At 61.5% G+C, this 18,769-nt stretch carries 15 protein-coding genes; 7 read left to right on the top strand and 8 right to left on the bottom strand.

What is annotated here, in order from left to right:
* Positions 1-146: 146 nt before the first annotated feature.
* The 3 genes from HHL24_RS25655 to zwf all read right to left on the bottom strand — a co-directional run bounded on the left by HHL24_RS25655 (position 147) and on the right by zwf (position 4,415).
* Complete coding sequence (locus tag HHL24_RS25655; protein ID WP_169488151.1) at positions 147-2,063, bottom strand: bifunctional transcriptional regulator/glucokinase; 1,917 nt, start codon at positions 2,061-2,063, stop codon at positions 147-149.
* The gene (gene pgl / locus HHL24_RS25650; RefSeq protein ID WP_169488150.1) at positions 2,041-2,748 is read right to left on the bottom strand and encodes a 6-phosphogluconolactonase; all 708 of its coding nucleotides are present in this window, start codon (positions 2,746-2,748) and stop codon (positions 2,041-2,043) included. Before pgl ends, HHL24_RS25655 begins: the two co-directional genes overlap by 23 nt.
* A gap of 203 nt (positions 2,749-2,951) precedes the next feature.
* Complete coding sequence (zwf, locus tag HHL24_RS25645) at positions 2,952-4,415, bottom strand: glucose-6-phosphate dehydrogenase (RefSeq protein WP_169488149.1); 1,464 nt, start codon at positions 4,413-4,415, stop codon at positions 2,952-2,954.
* Positions 4,416-4,947: 532 nt separating this feature from the next.
* Here zwf and HHL24_RS25640 point away from each other — a divergent pair.
* The 4 genes from HHL24_RS25640 (at position 4,948) to HHL24_RS25625 (ending at position 9,478) form a co-directional block, all read left to right on the top strand.
* The gene (locus HHL24_RS25640; RefSeq protein ID WP_169488148.1) at positions 4,948-6,195 is read left to right on the top strand and encodes an ABC transporter substrate-binding protein; all 1,248 of its coding nucleotides are present in this window, start codon (positions 4,948-4,950) and stop codon (positions 6,193-6,195) included.
* Positions 6,196-6,400: 205 nt separating this feature from the next.
* On the top strand, positions 6,401-7,339 hold the full coding sequence (locus tag HHL24_RS25635) for a carbohydrate ABC transporter permease (RefSeq protein ID WP_169488147.1): 939 nt from the start codon (positions 6,401-6,403) through the stop codon (positions 7,337-7,339).
* Complete coding sequence (locus tag HHL24_RS25630) at positions 7,329-8,186, top strand: carbohydrate ABC transporter permease (protein WP_074285103.1); 858 nt, start codon at positions 7,329-7,331, stop codon at positions 8,184-8,186. Before HHL24_RS25635 ends, HHL24_RS25630 begins: the two co-directional genes overlap by 11 nt.
* 176 nt (positions 8,187-8,362) lie before the next feature.
* On the top strand, positions 8,363-9,478 hold the full coding sequence (locus HHL24_RS25625) for an ABC transporter ATP-binding protein (RefSeq protein WP_169488146.1): 1,116 nt from the start codon (positions 8,363-8,365) through the stop codon (positions 9,476-9,478).
* A 126-nt stretch (positions 9,479-9,604) separates the two neighbouring features.
* Here HHL24_RS25625 and HHL24_RS25620 read toward each other — a convergent pair whose 3' ends face one another.
* Complete coding sequence (locus tag HHL24_RS25620; protein ID WP_169488145.1) at positions 9,605-10,522, bottom strand: LysR family transcriptional regulator; 918 nt, start codon at positions 10,520-10,522, stop codon at positions 9,605-9,607.
* Between the two features lie 173 nt (positions 10,523-10,695).
* Entirely contained in the window at positions 10,696-11,355 is a 660-nt protein-coding gene (locus HHL24_RS25615) for a glutathione S-transferase family protein (RefSeq protein WP_169488144.1), read from the bottom strand.
* 412 nt (positions 11,356-11,767) lie between these two features.
* Between HHL24_RS25615 and HHL24_RS25610 the strand changes: the two genes are divergently transcribed.
* Positions 11,768-12,349 (top strand): hypothetical protein, encoded by a 582-nt coding sequence (locus HHL24_RS25610; RefSeq protein ID WP_169488143.1) that lies wholly within the window; start codon positions 11,768-11,770, stop codon positions 12,347-12,349.
* Between the two features lie 138 nt (positions 12,350-12,487).
* Here HHL24_RS25610 and HHL24_RS25605 read toward each other — a convergent pair whose 3' ends face one another.
* The 3 genes from HHL24_RS25605 to trxB form a co-directional block, all read right to left on the bottom strand.
* Positions 12,488-13,108 (bottom strand): trimeric intracellular cation channel family protein, encoded by a 621-nt coding sequence (locus tag HHL24_RS25605; protein WP_169488187.1) that lies wholly within the window; start codon positions 13,106-13,108, stop codon positions 12,488-12,490.
* A gap of 13 nt (positions 13,109-13,121) precedes the next feature.
* Positions 13,122-13,895, bottom strand: coding sequence for a Smr/MutS family protein (locus HHL24_RS25600; protein WP_169488142.1), 774 nt, complete (start codon positions 13,893-13,895; stop codon positions 13,122-13,124).
* Positions 13,896-14,140: 245 nt separating this feature from the next.
* Entirely contained in the window at positions 14,141-15,139 is a 999-nt protein-coding gene (gene trxB / locus HHL24_RS25595) for a thioredoxin-disulfide reductase (RefSeq protein ID WP_169488141.1), read from the bottom strand.
* Positions 15,140-15,475: 336 nt separating this feature from the next.
* On the opposite strand from trxB, the gene HHL24_RS25590 reads away from it, so the two are divergent.
* Both HHL24_RS25590 and lolA read left to right on the top strand, forming a co-directional pair.
* Positions 15,476-17,791, top strand: a complete 2,316-nt coding sequence (locus HHL24_RS25590) for a DNA translocase FtsK (RefSeq protein ID WP_169488140.1) — start codon at positions 15,476-15,478, stop codon at positions 17,789-17,791.
* A 231-nt stretch (positions 17,792-18,022) separates the two neighbouring features.
* Complete coding sequence (gene lolA / locus HHL24_RS25585) at positions 18,023-18,751, top strand: outer membrane lipoprotein chaperone LolA (protein WP_169488139.1); 729 nt, start codon at positions 18,023-18,025, stop codon at positions 18,749-18,751.
* Positions 18,752-18,769 lie beyond the last annotated feature (18 nt).

Below are 18,769 nucleotides of genomic sequence, written 5' to 3'. Positions count from 1 at the left end.
TCTATTATCGCTTTTTGCCTGGGCGGCGCTATTTTCTTTGCGCTGCAGGCAAACAGGCAATGCCGCTGTAAGTGGCAAACAAGGCAGGAGAAGACCCGCGCCGCAGGCATCACAACCCATACCGCGGCGCGGGCCAAACGCCCAAATCAATCGCGTGCCGAAGAAGCCGCTCCATGACTCAACCAATCGAGCACAGCGCTAGCATCATCATCAGCACCCTGTCGTGCCTTAGCGACCGTCTCAGCCACATCCGCGCTAGGCACGGCGCGCCGAATCGCCACGCCAACAGCAAGAATATCGATCATCACCAGATGCAGGATCCGCGAAATCATCGACAACTGCGATTCGCGAATTTCAATGTGATCGGTCTCCAAAGCGACAGTAGCCCGCTTGGCCAGCGGCGTATTGCTGGACGTAATGGCAATCACCTTGGCCCCCGCCTGCATGGCGACATCCAGCACACGCAGTAGCTCAGGCGCACGCCCCGACTTGGACACGGCAACGATCACATCACCCTTGCCGAGCAATGCTGCAGACGCCGCCTGCATATACAGATCGCCATAGGCAATCGTCGGAATACCAAACCGGAAGAACTTGTAATGCGCGTCCTGCGCGACGATGTTCGAATTGCCGAGCCCATAAAACTCGATCCGCCGCGCGCCGTTCAACAGATCGATCGCCCGCTCGACCTGGTCGAAATTCAAATGCTCACGCAGCTGCAAAATTGCGGACACGGTGTTATCGAGCACCTTCGCGCCGAAGTCGGTCGCGGTATCGCCCAGATGCACCTGGCTGTGACTCACCGGAATCGTGCCGGTCAAACCCGTCGCCAGCTTCAGCTTGAAATCCGACAAGCCCTGGCAGCCAAGCGAGCGGCAAAAGCGGATCACCGTCGGCTGGCTCACGTCGGCCTTGCGCGCAATATCCACAATCGGATCGTTGATGATCGAACGCGGATGATTCAACGCGAGATCGGCCACGCGGCGCTCGGCCGGCGTCAACGCATCGCGCATCTGGCGAATCCGCTCGAACACGGCCGATGAACTGCCGCCCGCGCGATTCGACAACTGCTCCGCGAGAATCGCCGACACACCCAGAAACGCCGGGTATTCAGCGGTAATCACGTAGGTCGGCACGCTCTGCAAATACGCCTCGAAGCGGCCCTTCGCCTCGAATCGTTTGCGAAACGACGAACGCGTGAAGAACTCGCCGAGCCGTGGCACGACGCCGCCGCCAATGTAGATGCCGCCCAATGCGCCGAGCGTCACCGCGATATTGCCCGCGAAGGTGCCGAGAATCCCGCAGAACACATCGACGGATTCGGCCGCGAGCGGCTCGCCTTCCAGCGCGCGTTTGACGATCTCGATCGTGTCGACATTCGCCGCCACACGCTTCTTGTCGCGGCCTGCCAGCGCACGGTAAATCACTTCGATGCCGGGGCCCGCCGCCACACGTTCGAACGAGACGTGCGACCACTTCTTGCGTGCGTAGTGCAGCACGATGTCTTCGCGTTCGTCGGACGGGGCGAAGGTGGCGTGGCCGCCTTCGCTGCCGAGCGCGATCCAGCGGTCGTCGGCCGGAATCAGGCCGGACACGCCCGTGCCGGTGCCCGGGCCCAGCAAGCCGATCACACTGTTCGGGCGACGCGAGCCACCGCCTACCTGCACGCGCTGCGCGTCGGTCAGGCCCGGCAGGGCCATCGCCAGCGCGGTAAAGTCGTTCACCACCAGCAGCGTGTCGAAGCCGAGCGCGCGGCGCGTGGCTTCGATCGAAAAGCTCCAGTCGTGGTTGGTCATGCTGACCTGATCGCCGTCGACCGGGTTCGCAATCGCAATCGCCGCGTGGTTCACGCGGCCGATCTTGGTGTCCTTCAGATACTTCTTGATGACTTCGGCAACGCCCGGATAGTCGGCGCACGGATACACCTGCACCGAGCCGATTTCGCCCGGACTGTATTCGAGCGCGAATCGCGCATTGGTGCCGCCGATGTCGGCGAGCAGCCTCGGTCCATCGGCGTGCTGGCCCGCGCCCGGAACAGCCTTAGTTTGCACACCAGTAGACATCGAGTCTCACTCCCTTGTCGTTTGCCAACTGCGAGATGGCATTTTTTTGTAGCGAAGCGGCGGCGGCATTCAGCACGTCCATCTTTCGCGGTCCTGCGATCAGCAAATAGAGGTGCTTCACTTCTTTCAGGGCGGAGAGCGACCAGCTCACGCGCGCATGCGGCGCGCTGCCGGGATGCACGGCAACGAAGCGCTCAGTCGTGGTGATCGCGTGATCCCATTCGGGCGCATCCGCGAAAATCGACGCGGTATGGCCGTCTTCGCCCATGCCGAGAATCGCGACGTCCGGCACGGCGCTAAAGCGCGGGTCGGCGTTGAGCGCGGCAACGTGCGCATTCAGCTCTTGCGCCGTGTCGACCAGCGGCCAGAAAGCGGCATTCTTCGCGGCGTTCTGCAACAGCGTATCGTGCGCGAGTTGTGAATTGCTCGCACTGTCCGTTTCCGGCACCCAGCGGTCGTCGACCAGCGTCACGGCAATGCGTGCCCAGTCGAAGGATTGCGTGGACAACGTCTGCAGGAACGGACGCGGACTGGAGCCGCCGGACACTGCAAGCATTGCCGGGCGCGCGCCTGCTTGAGACGCGGCCGCCTGTGCGGCGAGCGACGCATGTAACGCGTCGCCAACCGCTTTCGCCAACGCGTCGGATTGGGCGCGTTGATCGTCGAAAGCGTGAAGCTCGATCACTTCTCCTCCGTGCTGCTTTTTTGTTAGATCTGCGGAACGTGCCGTGCTGCTCTCACGCGATGCCTGCAAGTGGGATGACTTGCAGGCGCCTTCGTGATACCGGCGCCATTCCGTTCAGTTCGTCGGTGGGTCTTGCAGGCGCTGCGCTGTGCTTCGATCGGGATCGCGATCAGGGCACGGCGCGGCGCCGTGATTCAGTTGATTCAATTCTCTTCTTCGAGCCAGCAGGTGCCGTGCTGCGCCAACATCGCGCTCGCCGCGGCCGGTCCCCATGTGCCTGCTGCATACGGCTTGGGCGGCTTGTTCGACGCTGCCCATTCGTTGAGGATCGGTTCGACCCAACGCCATGCCGCTTCCTGTTCATCGCGCCGCACAAACAGCGCGAGGCGGCCGTTGATGACGTCGAGCAACAGGCGCTGATACGCCTCCATCTGCCCTTCGCGGAAGAACCGGTCGAACGCGAGGTCGAGGTGGACGCTGGCGAGGTTCATGCCTTCGCCCGGCTGTTTCGCGAGACAGTAGAGGCGAATGGTTTCGTTCGGCTGCAAACGGATCACGAGGCGGTTCGCACCGCCGCGCAACGCGGACGCGCCCAGTGCCGAATGCGGCACTGCACGAAAATTCACGACGATCTCGGCAACACGATCCGCGAGACGCTTGCCCGTGCGCAGGAAGAACGGCACGCCGGCCCAGCGCCAGTTTTCGATTTCCACCTTCAACGCAACGAAGGTCTCAGTCGTGCTGTCCTGCTTCACGCCAGGTTCGGTTGCATACGCCGGCACCGCGGTGCCACGGATCACGCCTGCATGATACTGGCCGCGCACCGCGACCTTGCCGATATCGCGCGGATCGATTGGTTTCAAGGCGCGCAGCACGCGCAGCTTTTCGTCACGTACCGAGTCGGAATCCATCGAATGCGGCGGTTCCATCGCCACGATGGAAAGCAGTTGCAGCAAATGATTCTGCACCATGTCGCGCAAGGCGCCGGTGTTGTCGTAGAAGTCGCCGCGCGCTTCCACGCCGAGCTCTTCCGCAATCGTGATCTGAATGCTTTCCACCCATTCACGGCGCCACAACGGTTCGAACAGCACATTGCCGAAACGCAGCGCGAGCAGGTTCTGCACCGGCTCCTTACCGAGGTAGTGGTCGATCCGGTAGATCTGTTCTTCAGCGAAGATTTCACCGACTGCATCATTAATTGCGTTGGACGACTTGAGGTCGTAGCCGAGCGGCTTTTCCAGCACGATGCGCGAATTTTCGTTGAGCCCCACCGACGCTAGCGCATGGCAGATCGGCACGAACAGCGACGGACCCGTGGCCAGATAGAACACGCGAATGCCGGGCAGGCCGCTCACGGCGTCGCGCAGCAGCGTGAAGTCTTCGGGGTTGCCGAGATCGATCTTCACGAACTCGATACGGTCGAGGAAGCTCGCCCATGCTGTTTCATCCAGACCGTTCTTCGACACGTGCGGCTTGACGTGCTCATTGACCCATTCGAGGTAGTCAGCACGACCAGCCACATGCCGCGCCACCGCGACGATCTTGCCGCTGTCGGCCAGCATGCCACCTGCACGGTGCGCTTCATACAGTGCCGGCAGGATCTTGCGCATCGACAGATCGCCAGTTCCGCCGAAGAGAACGAAGGTGAAGCTTGAATCGGTTTGCATGAGTCTCCGTCGATATCCTGGGGGCCGCCGTGGTGACCGGAAAGGGCGACCGTAGTCCGATAAAATAATTTTTGACACTGAATTGTAGTTTAACTACAATCCAAATCAAGAGGTAGCGCTAATTCGATGAAAAAAGCGTGCGCTGTGAGGCTAGATGCGCGTTTTCCCGAATCGGCATGCGGCCCCTGCATGTTAACGGACATTGCGTGCGAGCACGTGCCAGCATGCCCCCGGCAGCCTTTACGGAAAGCCGGAAAGCTGAACTGGCGTCAGGGTTAACGTGTGAGGCACCTCGAGTCTGCCGCGCGCGACGCGGGCAGGCAAAAATCAAAAGAGGAGACAGTCAGTTGCATCCCGAACCACTCATCTCTTGAGCTTCCAGCGGCCGGATATCGGTCCGCCGGCACATGCCTTAAGCATGCGCCCGACCGTGCTCGATCGCCCAGTGTTTTGCCTGTTTGAACCAACCACAGCACCCTGGCGACATCAGGGGCCATTTGTTTTTTGTTCAGGTGTCTGGAGGAGATAAGCAATGAAATTTCGCGCGATCATGGGCGCTTTGTGCGCCGCAGGTCTGATGTGTGGCGTCTCGGCTGTGCAAGCTGCCGAGTCGATCGAAGTGTTGCACTGGTGGACTTCGGGCGGCGAATCGAAAGCCGTCGGCGTCCTCAAGGACGACATGACGAAGCAGGGTTACACGTGGAAGGACTTCGCGGTTGCTGGCGGCGCAGGTGCGGCTGCCATGACGGCACTCAAGACGCAGGTGATCTCGGGCAACGCGCCGAGCGCTGCGCAGATCAAGGGTCCGCTGATCCAGGACTGGGCTTCGCAAGGCGTGCTGGTGCCGATTGACGCGGCTGCTGGCGACTGGAAAAAGAACCTGCCGCCGGAAATCGACAAGATCATCCACGCAGACGGTCACTACGTTGCTGCGCCGTTCTCGGTGCACCGCGTGAACTGGCTGTACATCAACAAGGCAGCACTGGACAAGGCAGGCGGCAAGGCGCCGACCACGTGGCCTGAGTTCTTCGCGGTGGCCGACAAGATGAAGGCTGCCGGCATCCAGCCGATCGCGATGGGCGGTCAGCCGTGGCAAGACCTGACGCTGTGGGAAGACGTCGTGCTGTCGCAGGGTTCTGACTTCTACAAGAAGGCGCTGGTCGACCTCGACGAAAAGACGCTGACGTCGGACAAGATGGTCGGCGTGTTCGACACGGTCCGCAAGATCCAGGGTTACTTCGACGCGGGCCGCACGGGCCGTGACTGGAACCTGGCAACGGCGATGGTCATCAACGGCAAGGCCGGCATGCAGTTCATGGGCGACTGGGCGAAGGGCGAGTTCGCCAACGCCGGCAAGAAGTCGGGCTCGGACTACATCTGCGCTGCGGTTCCGGGCACGGAAAAGTCGTACACGTTCAACGTCGACTCGTTCGTGTTCTTCCAGCAGAAAGGCCAGAAGACTGCAACGCCGGGTCAATTGGCACTGGCCAAGACGATCATGACACCGGACTTCCAGGAACAGTTCAGCCTGAACAAGGGCTCGATCCCGGTTCGTCTGGGCGTGTCGATGGCCAAGTTCGACGACTGCGCGAAGAAGTCGTACGCGGATGAACAAGTCGCGATCAAGTCGGGCGGCTATGTGCCTTCGCTGGCACACGGCATGGCGCAACCGGATGCAGCAGCTGGTGCGATCTCGGACGTGGTCACGAAGTTCATGAACTCGCAGCAAGATTCGAAGACCGCGGTTGCCGCGCTCGCGAAGGCAGCGAAGACCAAGTAAGTGACGTAAGCGAAGTAGTGCGCCTGGCTGTTCCCTTCGTGGGCGCCGGGCGTGCTCTTCGGATTGCTCGCAGCCGTTACGTTACTTAGTTACTTCGGGCGAGAGACTTCACCCCTGGTTTCATCGAGTCACACCTATGCCGTTCCGGCCTCGCGTTTTTCAGGCGTGAGCGCCCCGGCGGTACAGTTTCAGCAGGAGTCGAGTAGTGACTGCTTCTATCAGCGGAAACGGGAAAACGGCTACCGTGACCCGCCGCACGTCGCCGATGGCGGCCCTTGCCGATCGCTGGATTCCGAAGCTGGTGCTCGCACCCAGCGTCGTGATCAGCCTGATCTTCGTGTATGGCTTCATCGCTATTACCGGCTTTCTGTCGCTGTCCAATTCGCGACTGATGCCACGGTATGAATTTGTCGGTCTTGATCGTTATCGCGAGCTGTTCGATAACGATGTGTTCTGGACCTCGGCTGCCAACCTCGGCTGGTTCGGCATTCCGTTTATCGGTATCTGTATCGGCCTCGGCTTGTTCCTCGCGATCCTGCTCGATCAGCAGATCCGCAATGAAGGCGCGCTGCGCGCCGTGTTCCTGTACCCGATGGCGCTCTCGTTCATCGTGACGGGTACGGCGTGGCAATGGATCATGACGCCGAGCGTCGGCCTCGAGAAGGTGTTCCACGACTGGGGCTGGACGAGCTTCTCGTTCAGCTGGCTCGGCGACCCCGATAAGGCGATTTTCTGCGTCGTGATCGCGGCGGTGTGGCAATCCACCGGCTTCGTGATGGCACTTTTCCTCGCGGGTTTGCGCGGTGTCGACGCTGAAATCTTCAAGGCCGCGCAGATGGACGGCGCCGGCTTGCCCACCATCTATCGCAAGATCGTGATTCCGAGCATGCGCCCGGTGTTCTTCTCCGTGCTGCTGATTCTCTGCCACATCACGATCAAGACCTTCGACCTGGTCGTCGCGTTGACCGCGGGCGGTCCGGGTACGTCTTCATCGCTGCCGGCTATTTTCATGTACACGTTTTCGTTCAATCGCGGGCAGCTGGGCGTCGGCGCGGCATCGTCGATGATGATGCTCGCCACCGTTGTGGCCGTGCTCGTGCCGCTGATGTATCTGGAATCGAGGAGCACCCGCAATGCAGCCTAAGATGACGATCAGCCGTGCCGTCATTTATGCGGCCTTGATCCTGTTCGCCCTGTATTTCCTGTTTCCGCTGTACGTGATGCTGTCCACGTCGTTCAAGGACATCGATCAGCTGCGCACCGGCAACCTGCTCACGCCGCCAACGCACTGGACCATCGACCCCTGGATCAAGGCGTGGAGCGGCGCGTGTACCGGGGTGCGTTGCGACGGTATGCAGCCGTTCTTCATGAACTCCGTGCGCATGGTGATTCCGGCCGTGCTGATCTCGTCGATCATCGGCGCGTTCAACGGTTATGTGCTCACGCACTGGCGTTTCCGTGGCGCGGATCCGATCTTCACCATGATCCTGGTCGGCTGCTTCATTCCGTTCCAGGCGATCCTGCTGCCGATGGCACGCTTCGAAGGCTTGCTCGGCCTGTCGAATTCGATAACCGGTCTGGTGGTGGTGCACGTGATCTACGGTATCGCCTTCACCACGATGTTCTTCCGCAACTTCTACGTCAGCATTCCGGCTGAACTCGTGAAGGCCGCGCGGATCGATGGTGCGGGTTTCTTCACGATCTTCACGAAGATTCTGATGCCGGTGTCGCTGCCGATTTTCATGGTGTGCCTGATCTGGCAATTCACGCAGATCTGGAATGACTTCCTGTTCGGGATTGTGTTCTCCGGTGTCGATTCGATGCCGATCACGGTGGCGCTGAACAACCTCGTGAACACCTCGACCGGCGTGAAGGAATACAACGTGGACATGGCCGGCGCGATCATCGCCGCCTTGCCGACCCTGCTCGTTTATATCGTCGCCGGCCGCTATTTCGTGCGCGGTCTGACGGCGGGCGCAGTCAAGGGCTAACGCATACGCATCGCGGCGGCGCTTCTTCAGGGAAACGCCGCCGTCATCCGACAAGACGCTCCTGAGAAAACGCCGGGCCGCCCCAAGTTTTCTCAGTCCCCCTCGGGGGGCCTGGCGCGAAGTGCCAGGTTTGGGGGCGCTTTTAAGCAGTACCAGAGACAAAGAGGATTCACAGCATGGCAAGCCTTTCCATCCGTGACGTGTACAAGACCTACCCGAACGGGGTGCCGGTTCTGAAGGGTGTCAACATCGACATCGAAGACGGCCAGTTCCTGATTCTCGTCGGCGGCTCGGGCTGCGGTAAGTCGACGCTGCTCAATATGATCGCCGGCCTCGAAACCGTGACCAAGGGCGAGATCCAGATCGACGGCAAGACGGTGAACAACCTCTCGCCGAAAGATCGCGACATCGCGATGGTGTTCCAGTCGTACGCGCTGTATCCGTCCATGACGGTGCGCGAGAACATCTCGTTCGGCCTGGGTATCCGCAAGGTGCCGAAGCAGGAACAGGCGCAGATCGTCGACCGCGTGTCGAACACGCTGCAGATCACGCACTTGCTCGACCGCAAGCCGGGTCAGCTGTCCGGCGGTCAGCGTCAGCGGGTGGCCATGGGCCGTGCCTTGGCGCGCGATCCGGTGATGTTCCTGTTCGACGAACCGCTGTCGAACCTCGACGCGAAACTGCGGATCGAAATGCGTTCGGAAATCAAACTGCTGCATCAACGCCTCGGCACAACGATCGTCTACGTGACGCACGATCAGATCGAAGCGATGACGCTCGGCGACCGCATCGCGGTGATGAAAGACGGCGTCGTCCAGCAGTTCGGCGCGCCGCAAGAGATCTACGACTCGCCGGCGAATTTGTTCGTGGCGGGCTTCATCGGCGCGCCGCCGATGAACTTCATCCAGGGCAAGCTGGTGGAGCAGGGTTCGGGCGTCGGCATCGAACTGGATACGGGCGGGGCGCGCAGCGTGCTGAACCTGCCGTTCGACTCCGCGAAGGTGAAGTCGCACTTGGGGCGTGAAGTGATTCTGGGCCTGCGCCCGGAGCGGATTACCGATGCGCGCGGCGCGCATGGCGACAATGCCTCGTTGCAGCCGATCGAAGTCAAGGTCGACGTGATCGAGCCGACTGGACCGGACACGCTGGTATTCGCGCAGGTCAACGGCAAGCGCATTGTGAGCCGTGTGCACCCGGCGTCGAATCCGCAGCCGCTGACGAGTACGACGCTGCTGTTCGATGCGTCGAAGGCGGTGTTGTTCGATCCGTCCAATGAAGAGCGGATTGCCTGAGGCGGGTTATTCGCTGAGCGGTCCGGGTTGAAGAAAGCCCCATGCGTGCGAAACGCACGGGGCTTTTTGCCGTTCGCTAGTGTTTTTTGCGCAAGGTCCGGCACCTGCCGTCCCTGCGCCGTGACGTCAAGCGTTCGTGATGCGCAGATCCGGATTGTTTCGCGCCAGTTCGGTGACCCACTCGGTGAAGGCGCGAAGCCGTGAACTCAGATTGCGGCGATGCGCGTACAGAATCGACAGCGGCGTGCCAGGGCTCGTGTAGTTCGTGAGGATTTCCTTGAGCGCGCCTTGCGCGATCAGATCGGCGACCATGAAGCGCGATGGCTGGATGATGCCGTGGCCGAGCGCGCTCGCGCCGATGTAGACGCTGCCGTCGTTTACCGCGAGCACGCTCTTCAACGTGACTTTGACGATCTCGCCGTCCACCTCGTACTCGAATGGAAAGGTCTTGCCGCTGCGCGCGGAAACGTAGTTGACGGCACGATGCTCGCTGAGCTCTTCGAGCGTGGTTGGCGTGCCGTATTTCTCCAGATAGGCCGGCGATGCGCAGGTCACGATCCGCGCCTGGCCGATATGCCGCGCGACGAGACTCGACTCTTCCGGCGTGCCCATGCGGATCACGCAATCCACCCCGTCCTGAATCAGATCGATATTGCGATCCGCCAGCCCGAGCCGCACGTCGATCTCAGGGTATTGCCGGTAAAAGTCGTCGAGCGCGGGCAGCAGCAGCGCACGGGCGAGCGTGCCGGATGTATCGACGCGGATCGTGCCGCTCGGATGTTCGCGCTTGTTCGACAGCGACGATTCGGCATCGGCGACCTCCGCGAGGATGCGCACGCAGCGTTCGTAGAACAGCGCGCCGTCTTCCGTGACGCTGACCTGCCGCGTCGAACGGTTCAGCAACCGTACGCCAACGTGTTCTTCCAGTGCCTGAATGGTGCGGCTGACTTTGGCGCGGGGCAGGTCGAGCGATTCGGATACTTTGGTGAAGCTGTTCGCCTCGACCACACGCGTAAATATCTCCATCGCTTCGAAACGGTCCATGTTTTTCCCTTGTCGCAGATTGGCGGAAATTGGTCTTCGAAGTGAAGTGTATAGGTTGGAAATATTGTTGTGGCAATGAGGCCTACGGGCGCGCAGGCGGGGGCGCCGATTAATTTGCTCGCGCGTTGGCCCCGTCGTGCCTCGTTGTGCCCGGTTTGGCCACGTCGGTGCGCTCAATCGCGGTCGGGCGCGCCAAGCGGAAACAGCGAGCGATACGGACGTGCCTCGTCGACCGCGCGTGCGAATGATGGCCGGGCCAGCAGTCGCTTGCGATAGGCGAGCACGTGCGGAAACGCCGGGCCGATCCGATGCGTCCAGTCGGCGTAAAACAGGAACGGCGCCGCGCCGCAGTCGGCGAGGCTGAACGCATCGCCGGCCGCCCATTCACGCTCGGCCATCACCTTGTCGAGCCAGCCGTAGGCGGTGTCGAGCATGTCGCGGGCTTCGGCCACGGCGCGCGGATCACGCTCCGGCTCGGCCCGCAGGCTGTCGTAAATAATCTTTTGCTGCGGCGTGGAGATGTAGTTGTCGAAGAAGCGATCCATTCTGCGCACTTCCAGCGCGGCGCGGGCATCGGCAGGTAAGAGCGGCACCGGGCCCGGGTGATACAAGCCGAGATACTCGATGATGATGCTCGCCTCCGTGACGGTGCGGTTACCGTCAACCAGCACGGGGAAACGCTTGATCGGCCAGAGCGCGGCGAATTCCGTCATGACTTCCGGATTGTCGTGCGACAAAAAGCGGAATTCAAACGGGGTGCTGCATTCGTACAATGCGATAAGAACTTTCTGCGAGTATGACGAGAAAGGGTGCGCATAGAGTTTCAGTGCCATGGTGATCACCTTTGGTTCAGAGAGAGCGGGTTGCGGCGCAGCATCGGCGCGAGGCCGGCTTACAGACGACGAATGAGACGGGTGAGAATCGACATCTCATGAACTCGCCCTTTTTTCTGTCGGTATGCAAATCAAATATCAGGATAACCCGGGGCGCAGCCGGTGCGTCAGAGGCGCAGGGCCGTTCTGCCAGTCGGATGAGACTGTGGTTGTCAGTTCCGCGCGAATACCCTGAAAAGTGTCAAATCTTTATTGCGTGATTGACCGTTCATTCGCTACTCGAGCGAATGTAGTATCACCTGGCCATGCCAGCAGTTAGTCGTAAAGGGCGGGGCATTCCTTCCGTGTGTAAATTAGGTAAGCTAAGTAATAGTCTTGGTGAGGCACAAAAGAGTACGGAAGCGAGATCAGAATGGGCGGCGAACGGGAGCAGATAAACCAGGCATTCCTGGAGAATATCCAGGGCAGAACGTCGTCTGCGATTTTGACGTACTTCTTTTCGCACGGCGTTTGCGTCAGCCGTGCGGATCTAAGAACGGCGACCAGGCTGCCCGAGCACGAACACGTTTTTTCGGCGTTGGAACCCGAGTTTGCTCGGGTGATGGAATCTATCAACTTGCTGGGAGACATTGGATTTCTGTCGCTTCCAGACAAGGAGAAAACCATGCGTGCGATTTACAAGATCGAAGCGCGGTTGTTAGCGCAACGAGGCAATGTGGAAGGGCTGGGGAGAGCCGTGGCCCGCATCGGCCGCGCTAAAGCGTCGATTCCCCGGAAGCCGAAACTTTGGCCGTATGCGGTTTGGGGCAGCGTGGTTGCACTTGGCGGTTTCGCTACCTTGCACTGTGTCCTGATCGGCGTCGCGATTTATGTGATCGGTGCGGCGAAGTTGTATCAGTTCTTTAAGCACAAGGCGCAGGCGGATCAGGCGGTGCGAGACGCTCGCGCTCAGTTTGAGCAGACGGCGGTGCTGGAGGTTTCGCCGCCGAACTGAATCACGAGCCACAACCGGCAAGACCTGCTCGGGCAACAGCCGCGGGGCCGTCTTCAAGAAAACGTGTCGGCGCAAACAAAACTGTACGAACTTTCAAGAAGGGCAGCGTAATTTTTGAAAAGGCTTGGTGAGGCAGGCTTAGTGAGGCAGGCGGACGTCGAGTCTGAACGTCACCAGTCTTGCGAGCAGAATGAAGGCGGTGGCGAGCAACACGCTGTACACCGTATCGACGTTCATGTAGTCCAGCAGCACGTACAGCCAACACCCCACAAATGCGCATGTCGCGTACGGTCGCGAATCGCGCAAAATCAGCGGCACTTCATTGCACAACACGTCGCGAATCACGCCGCCGAATACGCCTGTCAACACCCCCATCATCACCGACGTGAACCACGGCATCTGCGCGTCGTGCGCGATCGAAGTGCCGGAAATGCTGAACAAGCCGAGTCCCACGGCATCGGCCACCAGCAGGACCCGCTCGGAGAGCAGGCGCGACGTCATCTTCAATAGCGTCGGCGCAAACAACGACATCACGAAGATCGCGATCAGATACGCCTGATGTTCGACCCAGTAGAAGGGCCGCCGCTCGAGCAGCACGTCGCGCAACGTACCGCCGCCGAAGGCCGTCGCGATCGCCACGAGGAAGGTTCCCACCGCATCGAGCCGTCGGGTTCTGGCTTCGATAAACCCGGAAATCGCGTACGCGAAAAGAGCCAGCGCCTCCATGATGGTCAGCGCCAGCGTCAACCTCGGATGGATCACCGGGACTCCGTCAGGACTTGGGGTGAGCCGGCCATGCGCCCGGCTGCAACAGCACGACCACCGCGCCCGCGCCGCCGTCATTCGGACGTGCCTGACAGAACGCGATCACCTCGGACTTCTGCACGAGCCAAGCGCGCACTTTGCCCTTCAATACAGGTTCTTTACCGATCGACCCGAGGCCCTTGCCGTGAATCACGCGCAAACACCGCAGGCCACGTTTCACCGACTCGCGAATGAACTCCGCCAACGCCTCGCGCGCTTCCTCGCGACGCATACCGTGCAGATCGATTTGCGCCTGCACGATCCAATCGCCACGCCGCAGTTTTCGCACGACCTCCTGACTGACGCCAGGCCGGCAATACGAGAGCGTTTCGTCGGTTTCGAGCAGGATCTCGGGATCGAACTCGTCAGAGATCGCTTCGTGCAGCACGGCTTCTTCGTCGAGTTTGGTTTGGACCGGCAACGGCGACGGGGGATTGCGCGGCAAGCTGGCGCGCGGCGGCACCGCCAGCGGCGCAACCACGCCGATCTCGCGGCGGAACAGATCGGCGTCCGCGGAGGCTTCGCGCTGCGCGGCCGCTGCTGCCGCGCGTTCGCGCTCACGCCGTTGCGTGTCGCCCTTTAAGGCATCACGCAACGCGCCGAGGCCGGCTAGACCCGCGGCCGGTTCGATCTTCGGCTTGACGATCGGTGCGGCCGGCTCAGGTGCTGCAGCCTCGGGCCCGGGCCGGGCAACGGCACGGGCGCGCTTCGGTTCGCTAGGGTGGGGCTGATTCTTCGGCATATCGGTAATACACAGAGAAGTAGATCGATCGCGCGATGGTTCTTTGGGGCACGCAAACGTACCACAGAGCGTCGCCACGAAGCGCTGGCCAGCGGGCCGGGAAGACGCAAACTCGGACAAGCACAGCGCAAAACAACACGCGCCAAGACGAAAAAAGCCGCCAGCTTTTCAGCCGCGGCCTTCTATGAAGCGAGCGGCCGGGCCACGCCCAGCCGCCATTTTACCGTTGCGCTTATGGTTGCAGATCAGCGCTCGGCTTCGGCGCTCATCACGTGTTCGCCAATCTCGTCGAGGGTTTCCAGATAACGTTGCGCGTCGAGCGCGGCCATACAGCCCGTGCCCGCGCTGGTGATCGCCTGACGATAGACATGATCCTGCACGTCGCCCGCGGCGAACACGCCAGGCACGCTGGTTGCCGTTGCAAAACCGTTCAGGCCGCCCTTGGTGATGATGTAGCCGTTCTTCATCTCCAGCTGACCTTCGAAAATGTCCGTGTTCGGCTTGTGGCCGATCGCGACGAACAGGCCTTGCAGCGCGATGTCCGTGGTTTCACCGTTTTGCGTGTTCTTGATGCGCAGGCCAGTCACGCCGGTTTGGTCGCCGGTCACTTCCTCGAGCGTGCTGTTCCACTTGATCTCGACCGCGCCTTCTTTTTCCTTCGCCAGCAGGCGGTCGATCAGGATCGGCTCGGCGCGGAACTTGTCGCGGCGATGGATCACGGTCACTTTCTTGGCGATGCCGGAAAGATAGAGGGCTTCCTCGACTGCGGTATTGCCGCCGCCGATCACGGCCACATGTTGTTGCTTGTAGAAGAAGCCGTCGCAGGTGGCGCAAGCCGACACGCCTTTACCCATGAACGCCTCTTCGGACGGCAGGCCGAGATACTGCGCCGACGCGCCGGTCGAGATGATCAGCGAGTCACAGGTGTATTCGCCAGAATCGCCGATCAGGCGAATCGGCTTCTCATCCAGCTTCGCCGTATGGATGTGGTCGAAAATGATTTCAGTGTTGAAGCGCTCTGCGTGCTCCAGGAAGCGCCCCATCAGTTCCGGACCTTGCACGCCGTGGGCGTCCGCCGGCCAGTTTTCGACGTCGGTCGTGGTCATCAGCTGGCCGCCCTGGGCGAGGCCCGTGACGAGCACCGGCGACAGGTTGGCGCGTGCCGCGTAGACCGCTGCCGTGTAGCCGGCGGGACCGGAACCGAGAATCAGAACTTTGGCGTGTTTCGTGGAAGTTGCGGGCATGGTCGAAATCCTTTTACGGCGCCCGGCTCGCCCATGCGAGGCCGCGCGACTTGAGCTGAAACTATAGATGGGTATCAGAGCGGCATTATAAAGGGCGGCACGCCGGCTTGCTCCATGAAGCTTTCTGATCGCGGCGATAGCGTTGCTGCGGGTCGCGGCAGCCTTTCGCGAGGCCAATCGGCTAAGTTACTGTCATTTACAGCCTCGCGTCCGGCACTGCGTTTACAATAGGCCGCATCGATGGACCCGGCAGCCAGGACCGGGTCTGGAGCCGCCCTAGGCGCGGCTTCGGGCCGCGACTCTGGCAGCAAATCGGCCACATAAGCAACAGGATCAATGGCAAAAGCTACCTATTCCGCGAGCGCGCAGGCATTGCCGCACCGCATGTCGCGCCTTTTCACCGAAATCCGCTGGATCTTGCAGGTCGCGCTCGGCGTGTTCCTGCTCATGGCGCTCGTCAGCTACAGCCGGCACGATCCGAGCTGGACGCATGCCGCGCAGGTCGACCACATCGCCAACTGGGCGGGCCGTGTCGGCGCGTGGACGTCCGACATCCTGCTGCTGCTGTTCGGGCTGTCCGCCTACTGGTGGATCGTGCTGCTGGGCCGCCATATCTCCGCCAATTACCGCCGTATCACCCGTCACGAGGAACCGCAGGAAGATGCGCCACGCGATGTCAGCTGGCTCGCGGACGCGTTCGCGTTCATGCTGGTGTTGCTTGCCTGCGACGGTATCGAGGCGCTGCGCATGTGGTCGCTGAAAGTGCAGTTGCCCCGTGCGCCGGGCGGCGTGATCGGCGAGGCGGTCGCGCGCGGGGTGTCGCATGCGCTGGGCTTCACGGGCGGCACCTTGGCGCTGCTGATCGCGCTGGGCATCGGGTTGTCGCTGTATTTCCGCTTTTCGTGGCTGTCGGTGTCGGAAAAGGTCGGTGAGTCGATCATTTCGGCGGTGACTTTCGCCAAGCTGCGCCGCGAGGCCGGCCGCGACCGTAAATTGGGCGAAGCCGCCGCCGTGAAGCGCGAAGGCAAGGTCGAAAAGGGCCGCGTGCGGATCGAGGAACACGAGCCGGTCATGATCGTGCCGCCGATCGTCACGCCCGCCAAATCAGAGCGCGTCGAGAAAGAGCGGCAAGTGCCGCTATTCACCGACCTGCCGGGCGACTCTACCTTGCCGCCGATCTCGCTGCTCGACGCGGCGCCCGTCGCGCAGGAAACCATTTCCGCCGATACGCTCGAATTCACCTCGCGTCTGATCGAGAAAAAACTCAAGGACTTCGGCGTCGAAGTCAGCGTGGTTGCCGCCTATCCGGGTCCGGTCGTCACACGTTACGAAATCGAGCCGGCCACCGGCGTGAAGGGCAGCCAGATCGTCGGTCTGGCGAAGGATCTGGCGCGTTCGTTGTCGCTGGTGTCGATTCGTGTGGTCGAAACGATTCCGGGCAAGAATTTCATGGCGCTGGAGTTGCCGAACCAGCGCCGTCAGACCGTGAGTCTCTCGGAGATTCTCGGCTCGGCGGTTTATGCGGACGCGGCTTCGCCGCTCACCATGGGCCTCGGCAAGGACATCGGCGGCAAGCCGGTGTGCGCCGACCTCGCGAAAATGCCGCACTTGCTGGTGGCCGGTACGACCGGTTCGGGCAAGTCGGTGGGTATCAACGCGATGATCCTGTCGCTGCTCTACAAGGCGAGCGCCGACCAGGTCCGCATGATCCTGATCGATCCGAAGATGCTCGAAATGAGCGTCTACGAAGGCATTCCGCATTTGCTGTGTCCGGTCGTGACGGACATGCGCCAGGCGGGTCACGCGCTGAACTGGGCGGTCGCCGAAATGGAGCGCCGCTACAAGCTGATGAGCAAGCTCGGCGTGCGAAATCTTGCCGGTTACAACAACAAGATCGACGAAGCCGCGAAGCGCGAAGAGAAGCTGCCGAATCCGTTCAGCCTGACGCCGGACGATCCGGAACCGCTGACGCGTCTGCCGAACATCGTCGTGGTGATCGACGAATTGGCCGACCTGATGATGGTGGTCGGCAAGAAGGTCGAAGAACTGATTGCGCGGATCGCGCAGAAGGCGCGCGCGGCCGGCATCCATCTGATTCTCGCGACGCAGCGTCCGTCGGTCGACGTGATTACGGGCCTGATCAAGGCCAACGTGCCGACGCGGATGGCTTTCCAGGTGTCGTCGAAGATCGACTCGCGCACGATTCTCGATCAGCAGGGCGCGGAATCGCTGCTGGGTATGGGCGACATGCTGTACCTGCCGCCGGGCAGCGGTTTGCCGGTGCGTGTGCACGGCGCGTTTGTGTCGGACGAAGAAGTGCATCGCGTCGTCGACAAGCTCAAGGAGCAGGGCGAGCCGAACTACATCGAGGGCATTCTCGAAGGCGGCGTGACGGGCGAGGGCGACGAAGGCTCCGCGGGCGCCGGGGGAACGGGCTCGGGCGACGGCGAGGCGGACCCGTTATACGACCAGGCGGTCGACGTGGTGCTGAAGAACCGCCGGGCGTCGATCTCGCTGGTGCAGCGGCATTTGCGCATCGGCTATAACCGCGCGGCGCGCCTGCTCGAGCAGATGGAGAACTCGGGCGTGGTATCGGCGATGTCGTCGAACGGCAATCGCGAGATTCTTGCCCCGGCGCGGGAAGCGGAATAGGCGATCCATACGGCTGTTCCGCTGAACCCGCCGCAACGCGCCGGGCATAGGCCCCGCGCATAAGTCCCGCGCATAAGTCCCGTTTAAGGCTTCTTGCTTAAGCTGTGACCGAAAGCCGAGGGCTCGTCCCTCGGCGGCGCGGTTCAATCTAGCCGCTACGGTCACCCGTGCGTTGCCCACAAAGCCCGCCGCCGCGCCCGCTCAACGAATTCAATTAAGGGAGAAAACACCATGCAGCTATTCGCGCAGCAGCACGCTCGACAGAGTGCTCAACCCAGTCGTTTTGGCCAACTCGCTCGCACGATCGTACGCGGCGTCGGCAGTGTGGCGATCGGAGCGTCGATGCTCGTCGCGTCGCAGGCATTCGCGAGCGGCACCGAGCAACTGAAGGCGTTCGTCGCGCAAGTGCATTCCGCGCGCGGTACCTTTGTGCAGCAGGAAGTGCGCGCGCCGAGCAAGGCGCAAGGTGCGAGCGGCGTGCTGTCCACGGGTGGCAAGACTGGCACGTCGAGCGGCACGTTCACGTTCGCCCGTCCCGGCAAGTTCATCTGGCAATACGAGAAGCCCTATGCACAACTGCTGCAAGCCGACGGCGACAAGCTCTACGTGTACGACAAGGATCTGAATCAGGTGACGGTGCGTAGTCTCGGCGGCGCGCTCGGCGCGAGCCCGGCGGCGATTCTGTTCGGCAGCAACGATCTGGATAAGAACTTCACGCTGCGCGATGCAGGCGTGAAGGCCGGCATCGACTGGCTCGAACTGACGCCCAAGGCGAAAGACACGCAGTTTCAGCGCGTCGGCATCGGCTTCAAGGACGGCAATCTTGAAGCGATGGAACTGCACGATGTGTTCGGCAACGTGACGCTGCTGACGTTCTCGAACATTCAGAAGAACCCGCCGCTGCCGGCCGATGCATTCAAGTTCACGGTGCCGAAGGGCGCGGATGTGATCAACGGTTAAGCGCCGGCTTTAAGCCTT

Source organism: Paraburkholderia polaris (assembly GCF_012927345.1).
In the GTDB taxonomy this organism is placed as follows: domain Bacteria; phylum Pseudomonadota; class Gammaproteobacteria; order Burkholderiales; family Burkholderiaceae; genus Paraburkholderia; species Paraburkholderia polaris.
Note: the sequence above shows the minus strand (reverse complement) of the source record. Positions and strands in the feature narration are given on the sequence as shown.

What these genes read in the sequence shown, in the direction of transcription:
- HHL24_RS25655 (WP_169488151.1), bottom strand. Translation starts at nt 2,063, where the DNA reads ATGTCTACTGGTGTGCAAACTAAGGCTGTTCCGGGCGCGGGCCAGCAC.
- zwf (WP_169488149.1), bottom strand. Translation starts at nt 4,415, where the DNA reads ATGCAAACCGATTCAAGCTTCACCTTCGTTCTCTTCGGCGGAACTGGC.
- HHL24_RS25640 (WP_169488148.1), top strand. Translation starts at nt 4,948, where the DNA reads ATGAAATTTCGCGCGATCATGGGCGCTTTGTGCGCCGCAGGTCTGATG.
- HHL24_RS25630 (WP_074285103.1), top strand. Translation starts at nt 7,329, where the DNA reads ATGCAGCCTAAGATGACGATCAGCCGTGCCGTCATTTATGCGGCCTTG.
- HHL24_RS25625 (WP_169488146.1), top strand. Translation starts at nt 8,363, where the DNA reads ATGGCAAGCCTTTCCATCCGTGACGTGTACAAGACCTACCCGAACGGG.
- HHL24_RS25620 (WP_169488145.1), bottom strand. Translation starts at nt 10,522, where the DNA reads ATGGACCGTTTCGAAGCGATGGAGATATTTACGCGTGTGGTCGAGGCG.
- HHL24_RS25615 (WP_169488144.1), bottom strand. Translation starts at nt 11,355, where the DNA reads ATGGCACTGAAACTCTATGCGCACCCTTTCTCGTCATACTCGCAGAAA.
- HHL24_RS25610 (WP_169488143.1), top strand. Translation starts at nt 11,768, where the DNA reads ATGGGCGGCGAACGGGAGCAGATAAACCAGGCATTCCTGGAGAATATC.
- HHL24_RS25600 (WP_169488142.1), bottom strand. Translation starts at nt 13,895, where the DNA reads ATGCCGAAGAATCAGCCCCACCCTAGCGAACCGAAGCGCGCCCGTGCC.
- trxB (WP_169488141.1), bottom strand. Translation starts at nt 15,139, where the DNA reads ATGCCCGCAACTTCCACGAAACACGCCAAAGTTCTGATTCTCGGTTCC.
- HHL24_RS25590 (WP_169488140.1), top strand. Translation starts at nt 15,476, where the DNA reads ATGGCAAAAGCTACCTATTCCGCGAGCGCGCAGGCATTGCCGCACCGC.
- lolA (WP_169488139.1), top strand. Translation starts at nt 18,023, where the DNA reads ATGCAGCTATTCGCGCAGCAGCACGCTCGACAGAGTGCTCAACCCAGT.